At 64.8% G+C, this 25,671-nt stretch carries 21 protein-coding genes; 11 read left to right on the top strand and 10 right to left on the bottom strand.

Annotation, left to right across the window (positions count from 1 at the left end):
- Positions 1–23: 23 nt before the first annotated feature.
- The 3 genes from K1X74_13430 to K1X74_13420 all read left to right on the top strand — a co-directional run bounded on the left by K1X74_13430 (position 24) and on the right by K1X74_13420 (position 5,457).
- Positions 24–2,117 (top strand): tetratricopeptide repeat protein, encoded by a 2,094-nt coding sequence (locus K1X74_13430; protein MBX7167326.1) that lies wholly within the window; start codon positions 24–26, stop codon positions 2,115–2,117.
- 17 nt (positions 2,118–2,134) lie between these two features.
- On the top strand, positions 2,135–4,192 hold the full coding sequence (locus K1X74_13425) for a tetratricopeptide repeat protein (GenBank protein MBX7167325.1): 2,058 nt from the start codon (positions 2,135–2,137) through the stop codon (positions 4,190–4,192).
- Positions 4,193–4,683: 491 nt separating this feature from the next.
- Positions 4,684–5,457 (top strand): SIR2 family protein, encoded by a 774-nt coding sequence (locus K1X74_13420; GenBank protein MBX7167324.1) that lies wholly within the window; start codon positions 4,684–4,686, stop codon positions 5,455–5,457.
- Between the two features lie 260 nt (positions 5,458–5,717).
- On the opposite strand, the gene K1X74_13415 is transcribed toward K1X74_13420, so the two are convergent.
- The 4 genes from K1X74_13415 to pyk all read right to left on the bottom strand — a co-directional run bounded on the left by K1X74_13415 (position 5,718) and on the right by pyk (position 9,725).
- Positions 5,718–6,005 carry a hypothetical protein gene (locus K1X74_13415; GenBank protein ID MBX7167323.1) on the bottom strand — a complete coding sequence of 96 codons (288 nt, stop codon included), beginning with the start codon at positions 6,003–6,005 and terminating at the stop codon, positions 5,718–5,720.
- 68 nt (positions 6,006–6,073) lie between these two features.
- On the bottom strand, positions 6,074–6,706 hold the full coding sequence (locus tag K1X74_13410; GenBank protein MBX7167322.1) for a hypothetical protein: 633 nt from the start codon (positions 6,704–6,706) through the stop codon (positions 6,074–6,076).
- Positions 6,707–6,905: 199 nt separating this feature from the next.
- Positions 6,906–7,895, bottom strand: coding sequence for a hypothetical protein (locus K1X74_13405; protein ID MBX7167321.1), 990 nt, complete (start codon positions 7,893–7,895; stop codon positions 6,906–6,908).
- Positions 7,896–8,228: 333 nt separating this feature from the next.
- On the bottom strand, positions 8,229–9,725 hold the full coding sequence (gene pyk, locus K1X74_13400; protein ID MBX7167320.1) for a pyruvate kinase: 1,497 nt from the start codon (positions 9,723–9,725) through the stop codon (positions 8,229–8,231).
- A 213-nt stretch (positions 9,726–9,938) separates the two neighbouring features.
- Here pyk and K1X74_13395 point away from each other — a divergent pair, with 213 nt between their 5' ends.
- The 3 genes from K1X74_13395 to K1X74_13385 all read left to right on the top strand — a co-directional run bounded on the left by K1X74_13395 (position 9,939) and on the right by K1X74_13385 (position 12,789).
- Positions 9,939–10,520 (top strand): hypothetical protein, encoded by a 582-nt coding sequence (locus tag K1X74_13395; GenBank protein ID MBX7167319.1) that lies wholly within the window; start codon positions 9,939–9,941, stop codon positions 10,518–10,520.
- Positions 10,521–10,671: 151 nt separating this feature from the next.
- Positions 10,672–11,982 carry a Gfo/Idh/MocA family oxidoreductase gene (locus K1X74_13390; protein ID MBX7167318.1) on the top strand — a complete coding sequence of 437 codons (1,311 nt, stop codon included), beginning with the start codon at positions 10,672–10,674 and terminating at the stop codon, positions 11,980–11,982.
- Positions 11,983–11,985: 3 nt separating this feature from the next.
- Positions 11,986–12,789 carry an SDR family oxidoreductase gene (locus K1X74_13385; protein ID MBX7167317.1) on the top strand — a complete coding sequence of 268 codons (804 nt, stop codon included), beginning with the start codon at positions 11,986–11,988 and terminating at the stop codon, positions 12,787–12,789.
- Between the two features lie 181 nt (positions 12,790–12,970).
- Here K1X74_13385 and K1X74_13380 read toward each other — a convergent pair whose 3' ends face one another.
- From K1X74_13380 to efp, 4 genes are all read right to left on the bottom strand, one after another.
- Positions 12,971–13,522 (bottom strand): hypothetical protein, encoded by a 552-nt coding sequence (locus K1X74_13380; protein MBX7167316.1) that lies wholly within the window; start codon positions 13,520–13,522, stop codon positions 12,971–12,973.
- On the bottom strand, positions 13,519–15,396 hold the full coding sequence (locus K1X74_13375; protein MBX7167315.1) for a redoxin domain-containing protein: 1,878 nt from the start codon (positions 15,394–15,396) through the stop codon (positions 13,519–13,521). Before K1X74_13375 ends, K1X74_13380 begins: the two co-directional genes overlap by 4 nt.
- A gap of 133 nt (positions 15,397–15,529) precedes the next feature.
- Positions 15,530–16,537: an EF-P lysine aminoacylase GenX gene (genX, locus tag K1X74_13370; protein ID MBX7167314.1), complete on the bottom strand. Its 1,008-nt coding sequence runs from the start codon at positions 16,535–16,537 to the stop codon at positions 15,530–15,532.
- Positions 16,538–16,585: 48 nt separating this feature from the next.
- Complete coding sequence (gene efp, locus K1X74_13365; protein MBX7167313.1) at positions 16,586–17,155, bottom strand: elongation factor P; 570 nt, start codon at positions 17,153–17,155, stop codon at positions 16,586–16,588.
- A 155-nt stretch (positions 17,156–17,310) separates the two neighbouring features.
- Here efp and epmB point away from each other — a divergent pair, with 155 nt between their 5' ends.
- The 5 genes from epmB to K1X74_13340 all read left to right on the top strand — a co-directional run bounded on the left by epmB (position 17,311) and on the right by K1X74_13340 (position 22,709).
- Positions 17,311–18,345 carry an EF-P beta-lysylation protein EpmB gene (epmB, locus tag K1X74_13360; GenBank protein MBX7167312.1) on the top strand — a complete coding sequence of 345 codons (1,035 nt, stop codon included), beginning with the start codon at positions 17,311–17,313 and terminating at the stop codon, positions 18,343–18,345.
- A 243-nt stretch (positions 18,346–18,588) separates the two neighbouring features.
- Entirely contained in the window at positions 18,589–19,509 is a 921-nt protein-coding gene (locus K1X74_13355) for a universal stress protein (GenBank protein ID MBX7167311.1), read from the top strand.
- A gap of 51 nt (positions 19,510–19,560) precedes the next feature.
- On the top strand, positions 19,561–20,307 hold the full coding sequence (locus K1X74_13350; GenBank protein MBX7167310.1) for a VIT1/CCC1 transporter family protein: 747 nt from the start codon (positions 19,561–19,563) through the stop codon (positions 20,305–20,307).
- Between the two features lie 160 nt (positions 20,308–20,467).
- Positions 20,468–21,859: a Si-specific NAD(P)(+) transhydrogenase gene (gene sthA / locus K1X74_13345; protein ID MBX7167309.1), complete on the top strand. Its 1,392-nt coding sequence runs from the start codon at positions 20,468–20,470 to the stop codon at positions 21,857–21,859.
- Between the two features lie 46 nt (positions 21,860–21,905).
- Complete coding sequence (locus tag K1X74_13340; protein ID MBX7167308.1) at positions 21,906–22,709, top strand: metallophosphoesterase; 804 nt, start codon at positions 21,906–21,908, stop codon at positions 22,707–22,709.
- On the opposite strand, the gene K1X74_13335 is transcribed toward K1X74_13340, so the two are convergent.
- Positions 22,706–24,925 (bottom strand): M48 family metalloprotease, encoded by a 2,220-nt coding sequence (locus tag K1X74_13335; GenBank protein ID MBX7167307.1) that lies wholly within the window; start codon positions 24,923–24,925, stop codon positions 22,706–22,708. The two genes, K1X74_13340 and K1X74_13335, sit on opposite strands and share 4 nt — an antisense overlap.
- A gap of 93 nt (positions 24,926–25,018) precedes the next feature.
- Entirely contained in the window at positions 25,019–25,663 is a 645-nt protein-coding gene (locus K1X74_13330) for a molybdenum cofactor guanylyltransferase (GenBank protein ID MBX7167306.1), read from the bottom strand.
- Positions 25,664–25,671 lie beyond the last annotated feature (8 nt).

Below are 25,671 nucleotides of genomic sequence, written 5' to 3'. Positions count from 1 at the left end.
GGTCCTCGCCGATCCCGCACCCTATGACGACCGATCCTGCCGTTAGTGCGCCGCCCCCCCGCGCCGGGATACGCGCCGCCGTCTGCATCGCTCTCGCGGCGGCCTGCCTGTTGCTCTATTCGCGGACGCTTCGCTACGACTTCGTCAACTTTGACGATTTCGAATACGTAGCCAACAACCCGCACATCAATACGGGTTTACGGCCCGAGAACCTGGTCTGGGTGTGGACCGCGTCGGTGGGCGCCAACTGGCACCCGTTGACGGTGATTACCCACATGATCGATTCGCAAATCTACGGTCAACGTTGGGTGGGTGGCCATCATCTGACCAACATCGCTTTGCACGCCGCCAACGCGGTGCTGCTGTTATTGGCGCTGGCGGCCATGACGGGGAGATTCTGGCCCTCGGCCCTGGTTGCTGCCCTGTTTGCCCTGCATCCCTTGCGCGTCGAGAGCGTGGCCTGGCTCTCCGAGCGCAAAGACGTGCTCTGCGGCTGCTTCTGGCTGGCGTCGCTCTGGGCCTATGCCGTGTATGTCCGCGCTCCCTCGCGCGGCGGCTACCTGACGATCACCGTGCTGCTCGCGCTCGGATTGATGAGCAAGCCGATGATCGTCACGGCGCCGGCATTGATGCTGGTGCTGGACTATTGGCCGCTGGCCCGATTCGGCGCGGCCGACAAGTCCCTTCGGGAAAACCTGCGGCAGTTCGGCGCACTCGTGGTCGAAAAGCTTCCCTGGTTCGCGCTGATCGCGGTCAGCAGCGGGATTACGTTCGTCGTGCAGTCGCAGGGGGCCGTGCAATCGCTCAAGGCGGTCCCGCCGATGACGCGGGTGTTCAACGCGATCGTGGCCTACGGCGAATATGTCGTGCAATTCGTCTGGCCGACGAACATGGCCGTGTTTTATCCCCATCTGTCGTACCGGATGACCTGGTTCATGATCGGCCGCGCCATCCTGGCGTTGGTGGTCGTCACTCTCGTCGCCTGGACGTTGCGCAAGAACCTCCCGTGGCTCCTTTCCGGCTGGCTCTGGTACCTGGGCACCTTGGTGCCGGCCGTGGGCATCGTCCAGGTCGGCGGTCAGTCTCGCGCCGACCGATACACCTATATTCCGATGATCGGCATCACGATCATGACCGTCTGGACCGTACTCTGGTGGGCCCAATCGAACCGAGCCCGACAGCGCCTGTTAGTCGCGGCATCGATCATCTGGCTGGCTGCGCTGGCGGCCGTCACGTGGGTCCAGGTCGGTTACTGGCGCAACACCAAGACACTGTTCCAGCACGCCGCGGAGGTGGTCCCGCGCAACTTTCTCGCGCACCGCGGCGTGGGCAACGCCTTGGCCCGCGAGGGCAATCATGAGGAGGCCATCGAGCATTTCGAGCTGGCGCTGAGCTACGAGCCGGGCGACTGGCCCTCGGCGTGCAACCGGGGGTGGGCGTTGTACTGCCTGGGCCGCTACGACGAGGCCGAGACTTCGATGCGCAAGGGCATCAAGCAGTCGATCCACCCGGAAGACTATTTCAAGCTCGGCCTGATCGAACTGAAACGCAGCCGCCCCCAGGCGGCCGTCAAGGCCTTCCGCACGGCGATCGACAAGCGTCGGCAGCGCGGCGAAGATTGGCCCGACGCATTCCCTTACCTGGTGCAGGCCATGTGCTGGGCGGGCGACACCGCCGCGGCCAAGGACGTGCTCGTCGAGCGCGTGCGCAAATACCCCAAGGACGCCCTCATGCTCACCGAGCTGGCCTGGCTGCTCGGCACCACGCAGGACATCCAGATCTATGACCCGCGCCAGGCGGTCGAAATCGCTCGCCAGGCTTGCAGCCTGACGTTTCAGCACGAAGTACGTTCGCTCGATGCCCTGGCCGCGGCGCTGTCGGGCATCCACAAGTACTCCGAGGCGGTTGAAAAGGTCGAAAAGGCAATCGAGTACAACGGCATCGCCCTGGGCGAACTCGACAAGAAGTCGCATACCTATTACGACCGCGAATGGCTCGATCCGGCGTTCGACATCCGCCCCGACGTTCGCCTGCTGACCGAGCGGATGCGCGAGCGCCGTGAGCTGTATCTCGACCTGAAGTCGTATCGCCACGATCCGGCCCGCGGACGTTTTTGAGGAAGCCCTCACGACGCATGTCCCGCCGCGCGCTCGAGCTTCTGCTGGCCTGCCTGCTGGTCGCCGTGACGTTGGCCGTCTTTGCGCCGATCCTCGCGCACCCCTTCATCTATTACGACGACGACGTCTATGTCTTCGCCAACCCGGTCGTGCTCCAGGGGCTCAACTGGGACACGTTCCGGTGGGCTTGGACTTCGGAGGTTCAGGGCAACTGGCATCCGCTCACCATGCTGAGCCTGCTTGCCGACGTGAGCCTGTGGAGCCGAGGTTCCGGAGCGCGTTCTGCGCCCTGGCCCGGCGGCTTTCACCTGACCAGCCTGCTGCTACACGCGGCGAGCGTGGCCGTGCTGTTTTTCACGCTGACGCGCTGGACGGGCCGGCTGTATTGCAGTGCCCTGGTGGCCGCGCTGTTTGCCATCCACCCTACTCGGGTCGAAAGCGTCGCCTGGATCGCCGAACGCAAAGACGTACTCTCCGGCTTCTTCTTCATGCTCACGCTGGCCGCGTATGGAGCCTACGTCCGGCGGCCCTCGCTGGGGCGGCATCTGGTCGTGGCCGTCTGCCTGGCCTGCGGGCTGATGAGCAAGGCCATGCTGGTCACGGTGCCGCTGTTGTTGCTGTTGCTCGACGTGTGGCCGCTGCGCCGATCGGCGCTGCGCACGGCGGGCCGCTTCGATCCCCTGGGGGCGGGCCTGCTCGTCGCCGAAAAACTGCCCTGGCTGATGCTCGTGGCCGTGTCGAGCTGGATCACGTTTCACGTGCAGCAAAAGCAGGGCTTTGTCGTCTCGCTCGAATTCCAATCGCCCGGCGAGCGGCTGATCACCGCCACGAACGCCTATGGGGCCTACCTGCATAGCGCGATCTGGCCGACGCGCTTGTGCTTGATGTACCCCCTGCCGCTCGACATTCAGGTGACTTCGGCCACGCTGGCCAGCGCCGCCGTGCTCGCCGGCGGTACGCTCGCGGCCTTGCTCACGGCCCGGCGCTGGGCCTTCGTTCCAGTGGGCTGGTTCTGGTTCGTCGGCATGCTGGTGCCGGTGATTGGGCTGGTGCAAATCGGCGGTACGGCCCGCTGCGATCGCTACACCTACTTACCGTTCATCGGGCTGTTCTTGTTGGGCGTCTGGTCGATTGCCGGACTGCTCGAACGGCGGCTCGCGCCGCGGGCCCGGAGATACGTGGGCGGCGCGTTGGCCGCCGCCGTGCTGCTACCCCTCTCGGTGCTCTGCCTGCGGCAGGTCGGCTACTGGCGCGACGCCGAGACCTTGTTTACCCACGCCACGGAGGTCACGGAAAACAACCACCTGGCCCATTACAACCTGGCGAATGCCCTGGCCAGCCAGCGTCGCTTCGACGAGGCGCTGGTCCATTACGACCGGACGCTGGAGCTGTATGCGAACTATCCCGCGGCGTTGTTCAACAAGTCGAGCACGTTGATGCGGCTGTCGCGCTATGGCGAGGCGTTTCAGGCCCTGCTGGCGTGCAACGTACTGTCCCCCGACGACCCGAACACGCTGTACAACCTGGGCCAATGCGCCGAGAAGCTGGGGCGCCTGAACGAGGCCGCCTTCTACTACCAGCAGTCGCTCGAGCACGATCCGCGACATGCAACGTATCTGGCGCTGGCCACGATGCTGAACCGCCTGAACCGCACGGCCGAAGCGGTGCGGACCTTCGAGCAACTGATCAAGGCCGCCCCGAACAATCGTCAGGCCCAACTAATGTTGGCCTGGGTCCTGGCCACGCACCACGAATCGAGCCACCGCGATCCGGCGCGCGCCCTGGAGATCTGCAGCCGGATCGTACCGCGCGTGCCGACGGTCTCATCGCTGTTCGTATCGGCCCACGACACCTGGGGCGCGGCCTACGCGGCCAACGGCGATTTCCAGCGCGCCACGGAAGAGGCGCAACAGGCCTACGAACGTGCGCTCCGCGAACGCCGCGCGCGCGAGCTGGCCAACTCGCCGGGCGGAGTCGCCGAGTGGGACCGCCAGGTGAAGGCCATCCGCCGCCGGCTCGACTACTACCAGCGCAAACAGCCGTACTTCGTCAATCCGGCGGAGTTTCCGGACTGAACCGGCGGGGCGTCGATGGCGTCAGACCTGCGACGCACGACGAACGAACCGCCACGCTCGCCGAGCTCAATAATCCCGGCCTCCACTCGGCAGATCACCGCTGGCACACTTCGCGCGGCTGGCCGCAAAGGCGCCCGCTCAGCTGCGTACGCCTTCGTCCAATGCGATCGAAGCCGGTTGTCCACTCGTCCGCTAGCGCGCCGGGTCCGTTCGACATGTGCGCGCTGGCCGGCGCTATCGAACCATCTGTCGCCTCGGTCGATTTCACCGAAGCAAATTGGATAGGATAAACAACCGGCGTCGAGGCGTCGGCCCGGTGCATATGCAAAATCTTGATTGATACAACGTCGATCGCCATATTGGCAGTGCCCGGAGAACACTGGTCGTCTGAAAGGGGTGCGATCGCTCAGATGTCTGCCGCTGTCTTAGTTGGCAACAGTATCAATCGTCTGTCGACAACGAATGTTGGTTGGGCCGACGTATTGCGGAAGATGTCCGAAGCACTGCAGCTTGGTCCGGATTTCGTCATGGACGACGGGCGACCATTCACGATGCTCTTCGACGACGCCACGCTGAGGGCCCACGACACTCACGATCGCACGTGCGTAAAGTCGGTAATCGCAGCCCAGCTCAGAGATTTGCGGCCGAATCTGTTTCATCGTCGGCTGTTGGACCTAGACGTGCGCCACATCCTGACAACCAACTACGATTATGCTTTGGAACAGGCATCAGACGATCGGCCGCGCGACATATCGCATCACGCAAAAAAGTACAGCCTGTTCCGCAGACGAGTCGTCGCCAAGATGTCGATCTGGCACATTCACGGCGAAATCAATACCCCCCGCTCTTTGGTGCTCGGTTATGACCAGTACATGGGGCAGGTGCAGCGAATGCGCCTGTTCCTGAAGGGGTTCTACCACGGAAAAAAATCTCCGTTTACTTCTGGCATACGAGAATTTGAGTCGGGCAAAAGCCTTTACTCATGGTGCGATGTCTTCCTCCGCGACGACGTCCACATCCTCGGGCTAGGGCTTAGCTATTCAGAGCTGGACCTGTGGTGGATGCTCTACTACAAAGCTCGCCTGAAGCGGCGGGGTGTTAATGTCGGACGGACCGTATTCTACAACATTCGGACAGAACCCGCCGTTACGCCGGAATTGAAATCGATCCGAACGCTCGACGTCGAGGTTGTGGAAGTCGACGCGCAATCTGGATACGACGCTGCTTGGGAATCCTTGCTACAACAGCTGAGGACGGCGATATAGATCTCACCGCAAGCAAAAGGCGAATGAGGCACGTCCGACTGAATTAATTCGGTCACATCGACAGATTAGGCCGAGCATCAATTGTTTGCCTGCATCGGTGTTCATGACCGACGCCGCCAATGATTCATCTGCCGGCATGCGCAGACAGGCATGCCTTGAGCGCAAGCCGGCTGCAGGCGAATCTGTAGAGCCAACCAAGGGACGCGATAAGCGCGCCTATTGAAGGCCGAAAAAGCTCCAGCAACGAATGATCCGTGGTGCTATGGCACCCCACGATCGGACACACCCTTGTCGTCCACCGTATCGGAGAAATCCGGCATCGCCGATAGCCTGATCGGGAGGCCATGTTCGGCCACTAGTTCCATGACCTTCAATGCGTTTGCATGCGGCTCGTCGGCCGGGTTTTCTCGGTGATACCAGACCTCGCCGCGAGTTGCCTTGAGATCGGCAAACTTGATCGCCAATTGCTCGACGGTGACGCGTTGACCATCGGCAGCGATGTCTCCATCGGCCGCGACCTTGACCTTGATCTGCTTCCTGCTCTGCATGGTCTCTGAGCGATCGCATACCGCATCGCGCTGGCAGCCAACAAGCAGGCCAGCCTGGCAACGGGCAGCTATACCGGTTTCTTCGCCGATGTTTCCACCAGTCGGTGGACCCGATCTTCGACGGCCTTGACGTCCGAAATGGCCAGAAAACCGTGATCCATCGAGCGACGATCGCCGTCGCTGTCGTACGATAGCCTGCGTTCGAAAATCAAGTCGCCCGAACCATCGGCCCGTTGCTTGCGCCGCAGGTCGGTGAGACGCTCGGGACCAAACGAACGAATGGTCGTCGAAAGGCCACCGTCAAAAATAATCGCGCGGGTAGTCGTCAAGACATACACCGTGTTCTTCGCCTTGCGCATGAGCCAATACGGCGAGCTAAGCATCCCGAATCCAGTCAACACGAACGGGATACCCCACAGGGGGAACAGATCCCACCCTTGATCGAAGTCGGGGATCTCGAATCCCGACGCGGCCACCACCCAGAAGATGGAGCCGATGGTCCACGGAATGGCAAAAATGACGATCGGCATGGAGTACAGGGCAAACAGCCAAGGGCGCGGAACACCGACCCAAGTAATCTGTTCGCCGTCGCCTAATTCTGCCTCGACCAACGTTCGTAGTCTTGCGGGCAGTTGCCAGAGGTCTGTGTCTGCTGTGTGCATGGCCACTTTGACGGATAGCGAAACGATGCTTCCGCCCATTTCCCATCGGCGGTAATCGCAAGATCCTACGCGCGGGCGACCGTTTGTCACTAGTAGAATCTTCGTCGCTCAGCCTCGCCGACCGCGTACTGCTTGCCAACTGCCTGTGAAATGGGCGCCACCTTTACACAAGGCGAGCATGTTCCGTCGAAACTCCCGTCCAGCTCCAGTTTCGTCGGTCAGCAAGCGCTCGAGCGGATCAATTCCCCGCCGCCGGCGCGGAACGTACCAGCCCCAGCACGGCCCAGGCGCTGCCGGCGTGAGTGATCGGCTCAAACTTGGTGGCCACCTTGCCATTGCCCATGATTGCCCGCGAAGTCATCGCCCAGGCTCCGTCCGGGCCCTGGCTCTTCGCAAGAAAGGCTTGCGCGCTGCGAATGGCCGCGTCGTCCTGGCTCGCGCCCGACTCGGCCAGGGCATAGAGCGCTTGCCCGGTGGCGAAGGCATCGCTGCCAGCCAATTCGATCTGGCTCCAACCGCCGTCTGCCTTCTGGGCCTTGCGCAAGATATCGACCAGCGGGCTCCACTCGGCCGCGGGTCGGCCGAGCCGTCGCCACAGGATCAGGCGCAACACCGTGGGTTGTAACTCTTCGTCCGGCTGGGCGGATTCGAGCCAGTGGAGCGCTCGTTGCCGCGCGGCCTGGCCTTCTTCGCCCAGATCGGGAGCATTCGGAGCCGATAGCGCCAAGAGCGACAGCATCGTCAGCGTGTCGGGCGACGAGAGAATCGGCCGTGACTCGTTCGCGCGTTTCCAGGAACCGTCTTCGCCCTGATCGTGCACGACGGAGATCAGCAGTTGCTTCAGCGCGTCTTGCGTGTCGTTGGCGCTGCCCGCCTCGATGCCCAGCGCCAGCAGCAGCGGCGCTTCGTTGAATACGACCTCCTGCTGGTCGGGCCGCTCGGCGAGGAGCGGCGCGAGGTAGTCCTGCCCCGTCACCCAAGAGGTCAAATCGGCGAGCACCTGCTCATCGACCGCATAGCCTTGACGCTTGGCCTCGTTCAAGGCCCAGATTGTGAACGGCGCATGATGACACTCGAAGCACTTCTTCGATTCCCGCCACACCACGTTGTCTTTGGCCAGAAAGCCGAGGCCGCGGTTGATCGCGGCCTGCACCTCAACGTCAAGGCTTTGGGCACGAGCATCAACCGCAAACAGCACCAGACCCAGGACCGCTAAGAAATAGCGCATGGCAGAGCTCCTGTTCAGGTCACAGACCGCTGCCACTATAGCATCGGCGCGGGCGACCCACCTCAAAACTCAAGGCACTAGAGCCCTGAGGCGGTGTGCGTCGAACCGACATTCCGTCGCCAGGTCGCCAAACGCAGGAATTGGAATTATGCGGAGTGATGTTTGTGTATTGCCGGACACCAGCACGACGAGGGCGGTCGACCAAGGCGCCTGATCGATTTGCAGCAGCCGACACGAAGAAGCAGGTGCTTGCCGGCTAACAAACGAGCCCTGCGGCGATCTGTTACCGCAGGGCTTAGCTGGGCGTGCAGATTTGTACGCCCAGGCAACCGCTTAAGAAATCTCGTGGACCATCAACAGGTTGTGGCCGGCCTGGGTCAATCTGGTGCCGGTGATGACCAGCACGCAGTCGCCCTTTTTGAGGGTGCCGTTGCGAACGGCCCAATCCTCGACGTATTCCAGCAGCATTCGCGGATCGTGCGTGGGCACGCCGGGCAGCGGCGTCACCCCCCAGTACAAACACTGACGCCGCAACGTGGACGGCGAGTCGGAGATGCCGATCGTCGGCACCTGGTTGCGCAGTTTCGACATGGCCAGCGCGGTGCCGCCGTTGTGGCTCGCCACGAGCACCAGCTTGGCCCCCAACATGTCGGTCATTTTCGAGGCGCCGAAGATCACGGCCGGCGTCACGCGGTGCAGCCCCTCGACCACGCCCGTCGGCATCGGCACGGGCCCCCGTTCGCGCAACAACGGCTCCGTCTCGCGGGCGATGCGCTGCATCATTTCGACGGCGGCCTTGGGATAATCGCCGATGGCCGTCTCGCCCGAGAGCATGCAGGCGTCGGTGCCGTCGAGAATGGCGTTGGCCACGTCGGTCGTTTCGGCTCGCGTGGGGTAGCGCGAATGCTGCATGCTGTCGAGCATCTGCGTCGCGGTGATCACCGGTTTTTGCAGCCGGTTGCACATGGCGATGATGCGCTTCTGCGCGACCGGTACCCGCGCGATGTCGATTTCGACGCCCAAGTCGCCCCGGGCAATCATGATCGCGTCCGAGGCCAGCACGATCTCTTCGAGATGCTCGAGCGCCTCGGGCTTTTCGATCTTGGCGATCACCCGGGCGTTGCCTTCGTTGGCTCGCACCAGGGCCTTGAGCGCCGAGACGTCGTCGGCCGTGCGGACGAAGCTCAGGCTGATGTAATCGACTTCGTGCTCGACGGCCCACTGCGCGTTCTGGTAGTCGGCCTTGGTCATCGCGGGCACGCTGAGCTTGACGCCGGGCAGGTTGACGCCTTGGCGGCTGCGCACCCGGCCGGCCTGGACGACTCGGCAGACCGCGTAATCGCGATCGCGGCTGACGACGGTCAAGCTCACGGTGCCGTCGGCCAGCATGATGCGATCGTCGACGGCCAATTCGTCGATCAACCGATCGTAGGTCGTGGTCAGCTCGTGAGGATCGTTGGCAACCTGGCCGCGCACGAAGCGAAACTCGGCCCCCTCGACGCAATCGACCTCGCCGCCGGGCAACTCGCCCAGGCGCATCTTGGGACCAGCCAGATCGACGAGGATCGCGACGGGCCGGCCGATCTGATCGCTGACGCGGCGGATCGCCTCGATCTCGGCGGCGTGCGAGGCCTGGCTGCCGTGCGCCATGTTCAGACGAAAAACATCGACCCCGGCCTCGACCAGTTCGGCCAACTGGTCCTCGCGGGCACACGCCGGTCCGATCGTGGCGACGATCTTGGTTCGACTGCGAGCGTAAACACTGCGGCTGGCCAGGCGGCTGCGAACGTCATCCAGGGAATTCAAAGCGGCACCTAACAATGGAGACATGCACGTCCTTGCCTTGGCTCGAGGTTCCGCCTTGTCCGATCCCGTGGGACCACCTGCCTCGCGAGACGTTCCTGTCCCGCGAGACTTGCCAGACCGTCTGCGAGTCGCTCGCTGTTGCGAGGCCCTGGACGGCGATGGCAACGTCGCGCTACGCTGTACTTTAGGAATCGTCCGCCGCGGTTGTACAGTCCAGTCCCAGGCGTTTCGCTGGCCATGCTTCGTCCTTCGCCACCCCCGGAAGAGCCGTTGCCGCCCGACGATCCGGCAAATTCTGGCCGAGGGTTGTGGCTCGTCATCGCCGTGGTCGCGCTGGTGTTTGGGGCGATGGGGGCGCTTTATGTTGCCGCGCGTCAGCCGCGTTATCCGGTGGGGATGGCATCGATCTCGGCCGCCAAGCTCGCCGCGGCTGAACAGAAATGGCGCGCCGCAGCGCCGGCCAGCTACGTGCTCGAACTCGAACTGACCGGAGAGACGGGCGGTCAGCTCGAACTGGCCGTCGATCGCGGCACGCCGCGCCCTGCGGCAGCCTCCGGCGCAGCAGCCGCCAACACGTCGATCGCGTCCTTGGCGCGCGTCGAGGACTTGTTCGCCCTGCTGCGCGAAGACCTGGCCATCGTCACCGATCCCAACGTCCCCGCGGCGCCCGGCATGGCCGGTTTGGCGCGAGACCACATGCCTCTGAAGGCGCAGTTCGACGACGCGACTGGCCTGCCCCGGGGCTACGCGCGTCCTAACCTGGGCGACAACCGCCCCGCCTTCGGCTGGCGCGTGCTGCGATTTGCGCCGGGCGGCTGAGCTGGATCCGCACCGGGCGCGACAAAGTTGGCAACGCGCGTCGGGGGGGAGTAGACTTTGAACCATCTCGGGCCGCCTGAGGCCGTCGACCGGCGAGCGGCCCGCCCCGCCCTACCCACGCATTCCTGGCTTCGCTGAGAGGATTTCCCCGATGCATCCCGTCTCGCTCGACCGTCGGCGCTTCTTGCAGCAATCGGCCACCGCCGCTGCCGGCACGCTGGCCCTGCCCACGATCCTCACGCGCTCGGCTCGGGCCGAGGACCAGGGCTCGAAGAACGATCGTCCCATCGTCGGCTCGATCGGCATGGGCGGCCAGGGTACGCACATCGCCGAGGCCGCGAGCCACTTCGGCGACATCGTGGCCGTGTGCGACGTCGATCGGCAGCGCGCCGAGAAGGGCCGGGAAAAATTCGGCGGCAAGCCGGAGATTTACGGCGACTATCGTCAACTGCTCGATCGCAAAGACATCGAGATCGTGACGATCGGAACACCCGACCATTGGCACACGGCGATCGCGCTGGCGGCCCTGCGTGCCGGCAAAGACGTCTACTGCGAAAAACCGCTGACGCTGACCATCGCCGAAGGCCAACTGCTCTCCAAGACGGTCAAAGAAACGGGCCGCGTGTTCCAGGTCGGCACCCAGCAGCGCAGCGATTGGCGGTTCCACCTCGCGGCTGAGATGGTGCGCAACGGCCGCCTCGGCAAGATCCAGAAAGTCACCGTGATCCTGCCCGAATCGACCGAAGCCGGCGGCCCCTTCCCCGCGAAGCCCGTGCCCGAATATCTGAACTGGGAGATGTGGCTCGGCCAGGCGCCGCTGGTCGATTACGTGCCCGAGCGCTGCCATTACACGTTCCGCTGGTGGTACGAGTACTCCGGCGGCGTGATGACCGACTGGGGCGCACATCACATGGACATCTGCCATTGGGGCCTGGGCATGGACGATTCGGGGCCGCTGTCGATCGACGGCCACGCGACGCTGCCCAACATCCCCGGCGGCTACAACACGCCGAAATTCTTCACGATCGACATGCTGTATCCGAACGACGTTCTGGTGCACGTCGAGATCGGCGACAACGGCGTGTTGTTCGAAGGCGACAAGGGCCGACTGTTCGTCAACCGCGGCAAGATCTCTGGCAAGCCAGTCGAAGACCTGGCCGCCGAACTGGGTAAGAAGGACGTCGAGGAACTGCACGACGCGGAGTTGCCCGGCGCGACCATCAAGCTGCCGCGCAGCAACAATCACATGGGCAATTTCTTCGACTGCGTGAAGAGCCGCAATAAGCCGATCTCGGACGTCTGGAGTCATCACCGCACGATCAGCGCCTGCCACCTGGCGAACATCTCGATGCGCTTGGGCCGCAAGTTGCAATGGGACGCCAAGGCCGAGAAATTCGTCGGCGACAGCGAGGCCGACGGCATGCTCAGCCGCGCCCAGCGCGAGCCTTATACGGTCTCCTGAACCATGCCCGACTGGCGCGACAAGGTCGTCGTCGTTACCGGGGGTTCGGCAGGGCTGGGACAAGCGATCGCCAAGGCGTTCGCCGAGCGCGGCGCCCGAGTGGTGATCACCGCTCGCGGCGCCGCAGCGCTCGAGACGGCCGTGGCCGAGCTCTGCGCGGCCGGACACACCGTCTGGGGACAGCCGGCCGACGTCACGCGCGAAGCCGACATGCAGGCGCTCGTGGCCGAGACGCTGGCGCGTTGGGGACGTCTCGACGTGCTGGTCAACAACGCCGGCCGCTCGGCGCGTGGCAAGGTGCTCGACACGACGCCGGCCGATTTCGACAATCTCTGGCGCGTCAACCTGCTCGGCGTCGTGCATGGCGTTCGCGCCGCGGCACCGCATCTGGCGCAAACCTCGGGTCACATCGTCAACATCGGCTCGCTCGCTGCGAAGGCCGCGGCCCGGTACCTCGGTGCCTATCCGGCCACGAAGTTCGCCTTGGCCGCTTACACGCAGCAGCTACGGCTGGAGCTGGGCGAACAGGGCATCCACGCGATGCTCGTGTGTCCCGGACCGATCGCGCGCCACGACGCGCGGCAAACCGGTGCCGACAAGCTGGCCGACCTGCCGGCCAGCGCCGCGCGGCCCGGCGGTGGAGTAAAAACCAAGGCCATCGATCCGGACTGGCTGGCCGCGCGCATCGTGCGCGGTTGCGAACGGCATGAGCCCGAGATCGTCGTCCCGGCCAAGGCCCGGCTGCTGTTCACGCTCGCCGCGGTGAGCGCCCGGTGGGGCGATTGGCTGGTGCGCCGGATGACCTGATCGAGGTCACAAGAAAAAAACCGGAGGGACCGCACGGCAGCCGCCTATCCGCGGCACGGCCCCCCCTGTCTGCACACCCAAGGGTGTATATCGGCTCGGCGCGTGGCACGCGGGGTCTCGAATCGGGAGTTCGCGGCAAACCTTGCCCAGAGCGCCGCGGTGCCGCTGCACATAGGACTTGCTAGCTGGCGGCCTGGTTCGAATCCTGCGAGGGCCGTTCGGTCGCATGTTGTTCGCGGGCATCGACCTCGATAAAGAACGCGCCATAAACCAAACAGAAAATTGCCACAAAGGCGATGGCTGTCACGCCGCCGAAGCGCGGATAGGGTGCCATGAGAAAGAGCAGCCCGATGCACACGGCCAAACCGCCCAAGGCCCCAACCCAGCGGCGCCGCGTCAACGAGCGCCACCGCAGGGCCAGCACGGCCATCGGCAGAATGATGAGCGCCTGGTGCATGGGATATTGCCAGGCCTCCCAGGACCGATCCGTACAAATCAGTATCCATGCAGCCCAGCCGACGAGCAGTTGCTGACACAGATATTCGAACCGTGGCCGGACGAACAGTGCCGCGATCAAGGTGAACACCACAAACAAGATCGCGCCGTTCTGTTCGGCGAACAGCACCTGGGCCGCGTACAAGGCCGCGGCGACCATCACGGCTGTGACCAGCCACCCGACAGGGCGCGGCATGGGCAGGAACTGCGTCGGTCGCGTGTCGGTGGTCCGTTTCATGATCGGTTCACCAAGGAAGACGGATGTCTTGGCGGCGCCGCGCGGCGCCGCACTAGCCAGATCCAGCCGCCGACGAGCGCCATGCCACCGACGGCAAGCGGCCACAGTGTAGCCAACGAATCGCCGACCGGCGGCGGCGGAGTGGCATACTTCGCGCGGATCGGCCCCGCGTCGCGCGGCCGGCCGATCAGCATGTAGCCGATAAACATCTCGTCGGTCGTCTGATCGCCCCAGCGGACCGTGGCCGCCGGGTCAGGATTCAGCGGATTGTCGGTCGAGTTGTCGAACACCGCTTCGCAGCGCGCGATCGATCCGGCCGGCAGGTGTTTTGCCGCTACCAGCTCGTACAGGTTCTGCCAGTTGAAATCGAACCGCGGAATCTCGAGCAGCACCTCGCGCGTACTGTCTGGATAATACATCTCGTGCCGGAATGACCGCCCCCGCAGGTGCATGTGGGGATTCAGCGCCAGCAGTTCGACGTCCTCGGCAAACTCCCATTGCGCCGACGCCTGGTAATCGGGCGCTCCCGGCGGAATCTCGATCTGGTCGTCGAACACCAACAGCCAATCGACGCGCTGCCGCACGTGCTCGGGCGCCGCGAACACGAGCCCCAGCGAGCTGCGGTCGGCGAGCGGCGTGCCCGCGGCCGTGTAGTGCATTTGGAATAGCAGCCACGTTCCGGCCGGGGCGAGAAAGGCCGAGCCCTCGGGCAGAGGCGTCGCGCGAAAGCCCGGCGCGTAGCCTTGCAGCAGGTTGTTCGTCAGGTTGTCGCGCGTCCACGTCCGGTGCATCTCCGGCGGAATGGTGAACACGTTGATGTGATGCACGACGGCCGGTTCGCCGGGTTTGCATTGCGCCGCGCGGATCCACTTGTCGGTCTGCCAGCCGGGATCGACCACGTAGTACTGGTACTCGATCGTGCCCTGCGCCGGCACGGCAAAGGGCTGCTCGGCCATGTAGACCACCTGGTCCGGCGGTGGGATTTCCCATTCGCTTGCCAAAGCCGGTGCTTTCGGCGCGGGCGCCTGCGGGTCGCCCTGCGGAGTACCCTCGGCCACCCAGCGTTCGATCAGGTCTCGTTCGGCAGGGCTGAGCCGGTTTTCGTTGGCGAATTGCCCATGCGCAGGGCTCGCCGCCCAAGGCGGCATGCGCCCCTGGCCGACCACCTCGGCGATCATCGGTCCCCAGCCGACAACATCGTCGTAGTGCACAAACGAAAACGGGCCGATCGCGCCCGGCTGATGGCACGACATGCAGCGCCGCGCAAACAAGGGCGCGATGTCCTGCGACCAGGTCACCGAAGGATCCTCGGCCACCGGCAAAGGCCGGCCGATCAGGCAGCCGGTGGCCTCGGTCACGGGCATTTCGATGGCTTGCCCGGCCAAAAGCTGCTCGATCGCCAGCTTCAGGTCCTCGCGCCGCGCTTGCGCGCGATCGACGTTCAGGCCGCTTTGCCGCTGGTGCTGATCGTCGATCCGGCCGCGGTAGCGCACGCGACGTTCCGCGTCGAGCACAAAGGCCTCGGGCACGCGGCGGGCCGCCAACACGTCGACCATCGTCGCCTGCGGATCCTTGAGCCAGGGCATCGTCCATTCAAACCGCCGGGCAAAGGCCAGCATGTCCTCGAGCGAGTCCTGGCTGTTCGGATCGATCGCCACGAAGGCCACACCATGATCGGCGAACTGCCGGGCCAAGGTGACGAGCTGGCGCGCGTAAAGCTGCGCCAGGGGACAGTCGGTCCCCAGCAGAACGACCACGGTTGCTCGTTCGCCCGCCAAGGCCGTCAACCGCCGCGGCTCGCCGTAGACGTCGCGCAGCTCGAAGTCGGAGATCGACTGTCCGAGCGGCGCAGGCAGACCTTCTGCCGCGCGCACGACCGCTCCGTCCGTCGATGCGCAATACCCCACCAGGAAGGCGCAAGCGAGTTGGCAGATCGGGTGTCGCATGGGCTGCAGCGCGGGGCGAGACGAGCTATCTATTCTATCTCGCTCCCGGTTGCCCTGTGTTTCAGGCCCGTTCGATCGGAAAGGCGAGCACTTCGTCGAGCGACGAAGCCCCCACGGCCACGGCCACCAGCCGATCGAAGCCCAAGGCACATCCGGCACATGCCGGCAGGCCGGTGCGCATGGCGCCCAGCAGCCGACTCTCGACGGGCAACGTCGGCTTGCCATCCGCTTGCCGCGCGGCATTGGCCCGGGCGATCCGCTCGGACAGCACGTCGGCATCGAGCAGCTCGTGGTAGCCGTTGGCCAATTCCAGGCCCGCGGCGAACAGCTCGAACCGCTCGGCCACGCGCGGATCGTCCGTCGCCACGCGCGCCAACGCCGCCTGGCTGGCTGGGTAGTGGGTCACGATCGCCGGGCGCGTCAGCCCAAGCCGCGGAGCGACCAAGGCATCGAGCACCAGGTCGAGCCAGGCATCGCGGTGCGGCTCGTCGACCGGCAAGCCGTCGGGCCAGGATTGGCCCGCGCAGCGCAGTGCGTCCGCCAATTCAGCGACGGGCGCGGCGAGCGGGTCGACATTCGCATGGCGACGGAAGGCGTCGGCATAGGTCAGCATTTCGGCCGGGCCGCGGCCCAGCAATCGTTCGCCCAGTTCGCTCAACAAGCTCACCCCGGCGGCCAGATCGTCGCCCGGGCGATACCATTCGACAAGCGTGAACTCGGGGTTGTGCCAGCGCCCTCGCTCGGCGGCGCGAAAGGCCTTCGCCACCTGATAGATGGGCCCTGCCCCGGCCGCCACGAGACGCTTCATCGCGAACTCCGGCGAGGTTTGCAGCCACAGCCGCTGGCCAACATCGGGCCGGCGCGGATCGTCGGGCAGAGTCAGGCCGAGCGGGTCGAGGTGGCGGTCGACGACCGTGTCGGCCGAGGCCAGCGGCGTTTCCACCTCGAGAAACCCGCGTTCGGCAAAAAATCCGCGCAGCTCGGCCAGCAGTTCGGCTCGCCGACGCAACGTGGCCCAAGAGGCCGTCGGCCGCCAATCGGTCGATGCGCGCGAGGAATGCGAGGCCATAAAGTTCGACCGGGCCGCGCCGGCGAGGCACGCGGCGACGCGCGGCGTCTATTCGCGCACGCGCTCGATGTACTCGCCGGTCCGCGTGTCGACGCGAATCGAGTCGCCCATCTCCAGGAACGCCGGGCAGATAAACTCGGCCCCCGTTTCGGTCTTGACCGGCTTGGTCAGGTTCGTGGCCGTGTTACCGCGAACCGCGGGCTCGCAGTACTCGATCTTCAGCACCACATGGTTGGGCGGCGTGACGCTGATCGGATTGTTGTTGAACAGCATCATGCTGCAAACCATGCCCTCCTTGAGGTACTTCCAGGCCTCGTCGACCTGCGACTCGTTCAGTTCGTACTGCTCGAAGGACGTGTTGTCCATGAACACGAACTTGTCGGTCTGGCGATAGAGGAACTGGGCCTCGATTTCCGTAATGTCGGCCGCCTCGATCGTGTCGCCGCTCTTGTAGGTCTTGTCGAGCACCGTGCCGCGCAGCAGGTTCTTGAGCTTGCACTTGTACAACGCCTGGCCCTTGCCTGGCTTGACGAAGTTGCACTCGATCATGTGATACGGGTCGCCGTCCATCTGGACCTTGAGACCCTTGCGAAATTCACTCGTGTTGTAGCTGGGCACTTGCTGTTCCTACGTCGTATCGCACTTACCAGGGTTCTGTTAGGCTGGGCAGACACCGTCCAGGACCCGCCCGCGCCACCCCACTTATAGGGCATTCGAGCGGCTGACCGAGGTGCTGCGCCCGCCCCGAAGAGCCGGGGCCAAAGGCAGGTGAAGTGAGCATTCTAGCGAACCAAGCTCAATCTGTCCGCCCCCACGTTCCGGCAAGCCAGCCGCCGCCCTGGCCCGAGGCCCTGCGCAACGCCGTGCGCGATGCCGATGAACTTTGCCGCTTGTTGCAGTTGCCGTCGGCGCAGGCGGCCGAAATCCGCAAGGCGGCCGACGGCTTTCCGCTCTTCGTGACCCGGGAATACCTGGCTCGCGTGCGCCGCGGCGACGGGCACGACCCGTTGTTGCGACAGGTCTTGCCCGTGTCGGACGAGCTCATCGCAGTTCCCGGCGACCTGCAAGACCCGGTCGGCGACGGCGCCGCACTGCTTTCACCCGGCGTGCTGCGCAAATATCACGGCCGAGCACTGCTGGTCACCACGGGGGCCTGCGCCGTGCATTGCCGGTACTGCTTTCGCCGACATTTCCCCTACGAGACAGCTCCCCGCGGTCTGGCGGCCTGGGATCGGGCGCTGGCCGCCATCGAGGCAGACCCCGCTTGTCGCGAGGTGATTCTCAGCGGCGGCGACCCGTTGACGCTGGTCGACTCGACTCTGGCCGCACTGGCCGAGCGGATCGCGTTGATCCCCCAGGTGCAACGGCTGCGCGTGCACACCCGGCTGCCAATCGTCCTGCCGCAGCGAGTCACCGGCGAATTGATTGCCTGGTTGCGGTCGACGCGGCTGACGCCTTGGGTCGTGGTCCACGCCAACCATCCGCGCGAACTCGACGACGCCGTGGCAGCCGCTCTCGCGCGCCTGGTCGACGCGGGAATTCCGGTGCTCAACCAGGCCGTCCTGCTGCGGGGAGTAAACGACGAACTCAGAGCACTGGTCGAACTGTGCGAACGGCTCACGGCCTTGCGCGTCGTGCCGTATTACCTGCACCATTTGGATCGTGTGGCCGGCGCCGCACACTTCGCCGTGCCCATCGAAGAGGGGCGCCTACTGGTGGCCGGTCTGCGCGAGCGCCTGCCGGGCTATGCGGTCCCTCAATACGTCGAAGAACGCGCAGGGGCCGAGTACAAATTGGCCCTGGCCTGAGCCTCCCTTTGCAGAGTGCGAAGACGCACGGCAAGGCTCGGAGCTGCGCTCTCTAAGCACGGTTACCAGCGGGTTTTTCGCATCGGAGATCGCCCTAACTCTTGCTGCCAAGACGCCATGTGCTGCGCGCGACGCACTTGGCATTCTGCTTGCTCAACCGTATCTTGCCAGGCGCAGCGCTGGCCGACGGTGTCCTTCCGCCGGGTATCTGGCAAAGCGCGGCAAGCATGAGGAAGCCCTGCCATGAAAGTCCTCTTCGGTGTCGACGGATCGACCAGCAGTTTTGCCGCGGTCAAACGCGTTGCCGGCTGGCTTTCGCCTGCCAACGATCAACTCGCGATTTACTACGCCGTGCCCGAGGTGCATTTCAACGCCCCGGCTGATCGGGCCAACGAAATGCACTCCCGGGCTCGGAAGGCCTTGGCCGAGGTCGTGTTCGCCGAGGCCAAAAGCTACCTGCCCGAGGGGCTGCAATCGACGGCCCAGACGATCGTCGGCGAACGCAGCCCCGGTCCGGGGCTTTTGGCCGCTGCCGACGAAATTCGAGCCGATTTGATCGTGATCGGAGCCCACGGAACCGGCACCGGACGCAAAGGTCTGATGGGCGCCGTCGCGCGCGCCGTGGTACATGCCGCGCATCTTCCGGTGCTCGTCCATCGCGAGGCCGAGCACGTACCCGAAAGCGTACCCTTGCGCATCTTGCTGGCGTGCGACGGTCAAGGCACCAGCAGCGAAGCGGCCACCATGTTGCATCGCTTCACCTGGCCGGCCCAGACGGTCGGCAAGGTGATTGGCGTCATCGAATCGATGTTTGCCGGCGAGCTGCCGACCTGGCTCGAACAGCGCGCCCGGAGTGCCGATGCCGAAGCCATGGCGCAAGTCTGGGTTCGCGAGCACGAGGCCGAAAAACAGCATCGCCAGGAGGAACTGGTCAAGCTGTGCACGAGTTTGCCGGCGCCCTTCGCCAATCAAACACCGATCGTCGCCGAAGGGCACGCCGCCGAGCAGATTCTGGCCGCGGCGGCCGCCGAATCGGCCGGGTTGCTGGTGCTCGGCGCGCGGGGTGTCGGCATGTTGGGCCGCATTCTGCTGGGCAGCACCTCCGAACGCGTCTTGAACCATTCGCCCTGCTCGGTGTTGATCGTGCGGCACCATCACCCCTAGGGGCGCCGCCCGCTGCGGGCCAACGGCGAGAGTCGACGTATGCAAACCCCGATGCCCACTGACCTGTCGGCCGAACATACGCCCGACGCGATCGGGGCGCGCCTCGCGGCGGCCACCAGCCACAGCTACCTGCGCGATTTCGTGTTCGGGGCCATCGACGGCGGCGTCACGACGTTTGCCGTCGTGTGCGGCGTGGCCGGTGCCCAACTCTCCAGCGGCGTCGCCGTCATCCTGGGGCTGGCCAACCTGTTGGGCGACGGCTTCAGCATGGCCATGGGCAACTATCTGAGCACCAAGACCGACCACGAGGTTGTTCAACATGCCCGCGACGTCGAGCGCCGGCACATCGAGTTGATTCCCGAGGGAGAGCGCGAGGAAGTACGGCAGATTTTCGCCGCCAAGGGCTTCTCGGGCGACGTGCTCGAACGGATCGTCGACGTGATCACGAAAAACGAGCGGCAATGGATCGACACGATGCTCACGGACGAACTAGGGCTACGGCTCGACTCGCCTTCGCCGATCCGCGCGGCAGTGGCGACCTTTGCGGCATTCTGCCTGGCCGGCGCCGTGCCGCTGGTGCCGTTTGCCGTGTTTTCGGCGCACGACCGCGCGTGGCTGTTCACCTTGAGCGCAATTGCCACGGCGCTGGTATTCGCGATCACCGGCATGCTCAAAGGCTACGTGCTCCAGCAGAACCGTTGGCGGGCCGCGGGCGAAACCCTGCTCGTCGGCGGCGGGGCAGCCCTGGTCGCTTACCTGGTCGGTGTCGCGCTGCGCTGGGTGGGAGTCGAAGCCTGAGCCGCGCCAACCATTGCGACCGCGGTTCGACCGCGGCGCCCCGCACGACCGGGCCTGCGTCATCGTACCGCTCCCCTGCGCACTTGGGAGAGGACGGCCGGCCCGGGTATATTTCCTCGCTGCCGGGTTCGGCCGCACCAACTCGCGCAAGGACGCCGCTATGAGCTCTCCGTACGATTGCGACCTGCTGGTTGTCGGCACCGGTCCTGCCGGTCAGCGCGCCGCCATCGCGGCGGCCAAGCTTGGCCGTCGCGTGGCGATCGTCGATCGCCGCCAATCGGTCGGCGGCGTTTGCGTCAACACCGGCACGATCCCCTCGAAAACGCTGCGCGAAGCGATCCTCTATCTCTCGGGCTACCGGCTCAAGAGCGTCTATGGCCAGGACTACCGCGTGAAAGAGTCGATCGGCATGGCCGATCTGACGGTCCGGATCAACTACGTGGTCCGCAACGAGATCCAAATCATCCACGCACAAATGACGCGCAACGGCGTGCGCGTGCTGACCGGCGAAGCCCGCTTCGAAGAACCGCACACGATCCTCGTCCAGGACTACGAGCGCGGCACCATCCGCGTGACGTCGGAAAAGTTCGTGCTCGCCCCCGGCACCGAACCGGCCCGACCTGAGAACGTACATCTGACGGGCGAGGCGATCCTCGACAGCGACGGCGTCCTGGCCATGCAGAACATCCCGCGGACGATGACCGTGCTCGGCGGCGGGATCATCGGGCTCGAGTACGCCAGCATGTTCGCCACGCTGGGGACGAAGGTCACGCTGGTCGACGGCCGCCAGCGAATTCTCGAGTTCGTCGACACCGAGATCGTCGACGCCCTGACGTACCATCTCCGCTCGCACGGCGTCACCTTCCGCCTTGGCGAGGAAGTCGTCTACGTCGAGATGATCGAGGGCAAGCCGGTGGCGTTTCTGGCCAGCGGCAAGCGCATCGCCAACGACACGCTGCTGTTCTCCACCGGCCGGCAAGGCCGCACCGAGCAGCTCAATCTGCCGGCCGCCGGACTCACGGCCGACGATCGCGGCCGGCTCAAGGTGAACGAGCACTACCAGACCTCCGTACCACACATCTATGCCGCCGGCGATGTGATCGGGTTTCCGGCGCTGGCCAGCACGGCCATGGAACAGGGCCGCCTCGCCGCGCTGCATGCCTGCGGGCAACCCGGAAAGTCGATGCCGGGCTTGTACCCGTACGCGATCTACTCGGTGCCCGAGATCTCGATGGTCGGCCGCACCGAGCACGAGTTGACCGCCGCTTGCGTTCCGTTCGAGTCGGGCGTGGCCCATTATCGCGAGATCAGTCGTGGCCAGATTCTGGGCGACCAGACCGGACTCTTGAAACTGCTGTTCCATACCGAGACGCACGAGCTGCTCGGTGTCCATGGGATCGGCGAAGGCGCCAGCGAGTTGATCCACGTCGGGCAGGCCGTCATGGCACATCACGGAAAGGTCGAATACTTCCGCGATACGGTGTTCAACTATCCGACGTTGGCCGAATGCTACAAGGTTGCGGCCCTCAACGGGCTGAATAAGCTGATTTGAAGACTGCTGCAAGCCTCTCCCTTTCGCGCCGGGCGAAGGCAACACGATGGTTCGCGTCGCCTGGCTGACCGATCTACACCTGAACTTTCTCTCGGCGGAAGACGTCGCGGCATTTCTGCACGACCTGGCTGGCCGGAAATTCTCTGCCCTGCTGGTCGGCGGCGACATTTCCGAAGGTCACGAGGTCGCCGCGCACCTCCGTGAACTCGCCGCCGCTGTGCGCGTGCCGGTCTACTTCGTGCTCGGCAATCACGACTTCTATTTCAGCTCGATCGCGGCGGTCCGCGAGACGGTGCTGCGGTTGGTGCAGGCCGCGCCCGGGCTGGTCTGGTTGTCACATTCCGGCGCGATCGAACTGGCGCCGAGCGTGGGTCTGGTCGGCCACGACGGTTGGGGCGACGCGCGGTTGGGCGACTACGAGCGCTCGCTCGTCGAGATGAACGACCACCGGCTGATCGGCGAATTTGCCGGGCTCGACAAGCAGTCGCGCTGGCCGGTGCTCAAGGCGCTGGGCGACCAGGCGGCCGCCCACGTTCGACGGGTCTTGCCCGAGGCGGCCGCGCGGTTCCCCGAAGTGTTGTTGCTGACCCACGTACCGCCCTTCGAGGGCGCGTGCTGGTACCAGGGGCAGATCTCGGACCGGCATTGGCTCCCGCATTTCACCTGTCAGGCACTGGGCCAGGCGATCCTCGAGGTGATGCGGCAACACCGCCGCACCCAGCTCACCGTGTTGTGCGGACACACGCACAGTGCCGGCCGCTACCAGGCGGCCGAAAACGTATTGGTTCTGACCGGCGGCGCCGAGTATGGTCGCCCGCAGATCGAACGCACATTCGAGTTCGCCAGCTAGTGGTGCGTGGCGCCCGGGCTGCCGGAAACGGCCGCGTTCAAGCCAGTTGATTGCTCAACGTCGAGCACGATCAATGCGCTGTGCTGCAATAGTCGCCCGTAGAGAACTTCGAGCTTTGACAACACCTGCTCCGCGGCCTGAGAAACGGCTGCGGCATCGTCGCCGGGTGGTTGCTTGAACACCGCCTGTGCAATCGATGTCCCAGAGGGCAAGTCCGCGAATGGATAAGCGACCTCGCACCAAGAGCGATAATTCTCGGCAAGCGTGCTCAGCAGGCCGGCGACGGCCGTCTCCTGCTGCTCGCGAAAACGCCGTTTGCGCTTGAACTTTTCGTGATTGATCACCAGCACGAGGAGCGAGGCCCGCGCCTGGTGCAGCGCGAACAGCCTCTCGCGCGCTCGAGCAAACGCCTCGAGAGTCGGCAACAAGAGGGTAAGCTCCCCGCGGCGGCGGGCCTCTTCGACGTGGGTGCCCGAGCCTCCGTCACAGGCCAATTTCAAGCCACTTCGGAGCCGATCTCCGGCCGCCTGTTCATAAGGCTCCATCCGGGAGATCGCTTCGTTCAACTGTTGCTCGTACGTCTCCCGCCGTTGGCGCAGCGTGGCGTCGTTCACACGGCGCAAGCCAACGGATGCGGCATTGACCGGGACGCGCGCTCGCAACAACTCGCCGGCCTGCTGCAGATTGAATAGCCCCTTGAAGGCCGCGTGGTAATCCTCCATCGCTTGTCGATAGGCGTCGAAGTGCGTGGCCATTTGTCCGGCACCGTCGCGCAATTGTTTACGCCACCCATCCGGCTCGTCGCTCGCGGCGGCCGGCATGGGAACGGGCCTGAGCGTGCTGATGCCCACGGGAAACAGCCGGCTTGCAGCCGTGCGCTGAGCCTCGGCACGCTCCAGAATCGCGAGCAACTCTGGCGTCGAAGTCAGCATCTCAGCGCGCCAAGGTACGGCTAGATTGACCTGATAATGTTCGCGGGTCACTTGTTCGGCCGTGGAGTCCAGGTGCGCAAAGAGTGCCGTGGCCGGCCCGGGCAAATTGCAGATCCCTGGTGCGGCCGTACGCTCGGCGGCGGCAATTCGCTGCTCGTCGGCCGGATGAGTCTCCAACCACTTTGTTCGTGGTTTCGCGTCATGGTGCGCCGTTTTGCTCAGAATCTCGGCAGCCGGATGATTGCTCGCGGCACACATGAGCTGCGGCAGGTTGGCGGCCAGCCGCCCTTCGGCATAGGTCACTTGCAGCCAATCGTAGGCCAGCCGCTGACCCGTGCTCAGCCGAGGCAGCTGCTCCATGGTGGCGCGAAACGACTCGACCCCGCAGACCTGAGCCTCGTAGCGATCGGCGTCATACTCCATCTGCCGCATCAAGAAGGCGCTGATCGCGTGCCCTGCGACCATGAACACCCAGAGCACGCACCGCGACAGAAAAACCGCGAATCGACACATCGCCACCAGCAGCAAGATATACGGTACGCCCAACTGGCTGGCGCTGGCGAGCCGCTGATCCCAGGCATCGCGTTCAAACACCAGCCGTGCAAACCAATCGTTCAGCGCGCGGATCACATACGACAGGCGCAGGCCCCCGCCCTGTGCGAAGTGCCCCAGTTCATGGGCCAAGACGCCGGTGAACTCGCGCAGACTGAGGCCGTAGACCAGGGGTAACCCGATCGTCAACACCAGGTCCTTGCTGAATGTGCTGCGCAATCCCCGCCGAAAGCCGGCCGACGCATTGACGTTGCAATCGAGGTCGACCCGCTGCGGAAACGGCGCGCCGAGCCGCTGGCACAGCGCTTCGAGTACCGCCCGCAGCAACGGCTGGTCATCCAAGGCGATCGAATGAGGGGCAAACCGCTGCTGCCGCCGTGCCAAGATGGGTTTGATCATAAACACCAGCACCGTGACGCCGGCGAACAGCGGTGCCACGGCGAAAACGGCGCGATAAGCACCGGGGCGATGTCCCATCGCCTGAGCTACGCCTACGCTCGCGTACCAGTACATCGCGTAGGCAATCGTGGCGAGCAACAGCAAATACAGTCCCGGCAGCAAGACCATCATGATGGCCACCACGGCCAGTCCCAGCCGATACAAGCGCGACTTGGGGATCGGCGCAATCGGCTCCGCCAGCGCCGCCGCGATGTCGGCCGGAGTCAGCGCCGGAGGTTCTTCGCTCGGGGTGTCCTGGGAGACAACCGATCCGGTCCTTTGCCCTGCGTCCATGCTTGCCTGCCCTGCGATGAACGACGCGCCGCGAACTCAAGCTCAATGACCCAATATTCCGTATCCGTGTCGAGCCAATCAAGCAAATTGTCGTCAGTGGGCGAGTTCTCCGTCCGCGTTGTCCCCCGACGGCGGCCACTGTGACAGGCGCTGCCGTGCCGACTCGTAGGCCGCCGGGTTGTTGACATTCACGACACAGGCCAGCTCAGGATCGACGCGGCGCAAGTCGTCTTCTGCGACGATTGCGACAGTCGCGGCCTCGGCCAAAGCGAGCAATCGACGCTCACCTTGGGCCAGCAACGATTCGATTCGCGGCAGCAAGGCCCTCGCATACACGGCCACGAGCGGTTGCAGCCGCCCGCCGACGCTCGGCAGCGCGACGTCGTGCTCGGCCAGCCGCGCGGCGAGCAAGGCGATCACCCGAGGGTCGATGAACGGGTAGTCGACGCCCGTCACGAACGCGGCACGAAGCTGCGGATCGACGGCGCGCAGGCCCGACCGCAATCCTTCCAACGGCCCACTTTGTGCGACCAGGTCGCGGACGATCTTGGTCTGCGGGGGCAGTTCCGGCAGATCTTGCCCCGTGGCCGCCACGACGATCACCTCACGGGCCGCCTCGCCGGCGAGGCGCACGACCCGCCCGAGGAGCGTCTCGTCGCCCAACGGAAGCCAGGCCTTGGGCCGGCCCATCCGGCGGCTTTCGCCGCCGCACAACACGATGGCCGCGAGCTGATCCATGTCGTACA

Source organism: Pirellulales bacterium, assembly GCA_019694435.1.
Classification (GTDB): Bacteria; Planctomycetota; Planctomycetia; order Pirellulales; family JAEUIK01; genus JAIBBZ01.
Note: the sequence above shows the minus strand (reverse complement) of the source record. Positions and strands in the feature narration are given on the sequence as shown.

Bases quoted from the DNA above. Each gene is read 5' to 3' on its own strand.
- K1X74_13430 (MBX7167326.1), top strand. From the start codon at position 24: ATGACGACCGATCCTGCCGTTAGTGCGCCGCCCCCCCGCGCCGGGATA.
- K1X74_13425 (MBX7167325.1), top strand. From the start codon at position 2,135: ATGTCCCGCCGCGCGCTCGAGCTTCTGCTGGCCTGCCTGCTGGTCGCC.
- K1X74_13420 (MBX7167324.1), top strand. From the start codon at position 4,684: ATGTCCGAAGCACTGCAGCTTGGTCCGGATTTCGTCATGGACGACGGG.
- K1X74_13415 (MBX7167323.1), bottom strand. From the start codon at position 6,005: ATGCAGAGCAGGAAGCAGATCAAGGTCAAGGTCGCGGCCGATGGAGAC.
- K1X74_13410 (MBX7167322.1), bottom strand. From the start codon at position 6,706: ATGGGCGGAAGCATCGTTTCGCTATCCGTCAAAGTGGCCATGCACACA.
- K1X74_13405 (MBX7167321.1), bottom strand. From the start codon at position 7,895: ATGCGCTATTTCTTAGCGGTCCTGGGTCTGGTGCTGTTTGCGGTTGAT.
- pyk (MBX7167320.1), bottom strand. From the start codon at position 9,725: ATGTCTCCATTGTTAGGTGCCGCTTTGAATTCCCTGGATGACGTTCGC.
- K1X74_13395 (MBX7167319.1), top strand. From the start codon at position 9,939: ATGCTTCGTCCTTCGCCACCCCCGGAAGAGCCGTTGCCGCCCGACGAT.
- K1X74_13390 (MBX7167318.1), top strand. From the start codon at position 10,672: ATGCATCCCGTCTCGCTCGACCGTCGGCGCTTCTTGCAGCAATCGGCC.
- K1X74_13385 (MBX7167317.1), top strand. From the start codon at position 11,986: ATGCCCGACTGGCGCGACAAGGTCGTCGTCGTTACCGGGGGTTCGGCA.
- K1X74_13380 (MBX7167316.1), bottom strand. From the start codon at position 13,522: ATGAAACGGACCACCGACACGCGACCGACGCAGTTCCTGCCCATGCCG.
- genX (MBX7167314.1), bottom strand. From the start codon at position 16,537: ATGGCCTCGCATTCCTCGCGCGCATCGACCGATTGGCGGCCGACGGCC.
- K1X74_13355 (MBX7167311.1), top strand. From the start codon at position 18,589: ATGAAAGTCCTCTTCGGTGTCGACGGATCGACCAGCAGTTTTGCCGCG.
- K1X74_13350 (MBX7167310.1), top strand. From the start codon at position 19,561: ATGCCCACTGACCTGTCGGCCGAACATACGCCCGACGCGATCGGGGCG.
- sthA (MBX7167309.1), top strand. From the start codon at position 20,468: ATGAGCTCTCCGTACGATTGCGACCTGCTGGTTGTCGGCACCGGTCCT.
- K1X74_13340 (MBX7167308.1), top strand. From the start codon at position 21,906: ATGGTTCGCGTCGCCTGGCTGACCGATCTACACCTGAACTTTCTCTCG.
- K1X74_13335 (MBX7167307.1), bottom strand. From the start codon at position 24,925: ATGGACGCAGGGCAAAGGACCGGATCGGTTGTCTCCCAGGACACCCCG.
- K1X74_13330 (MBX7167306.1), bottom strand. From the start codon at position 25,663: ATGGATCAGCTCGCGGCCATCGTGTTGTGCGGCGGCGAAAGCCGCCGG.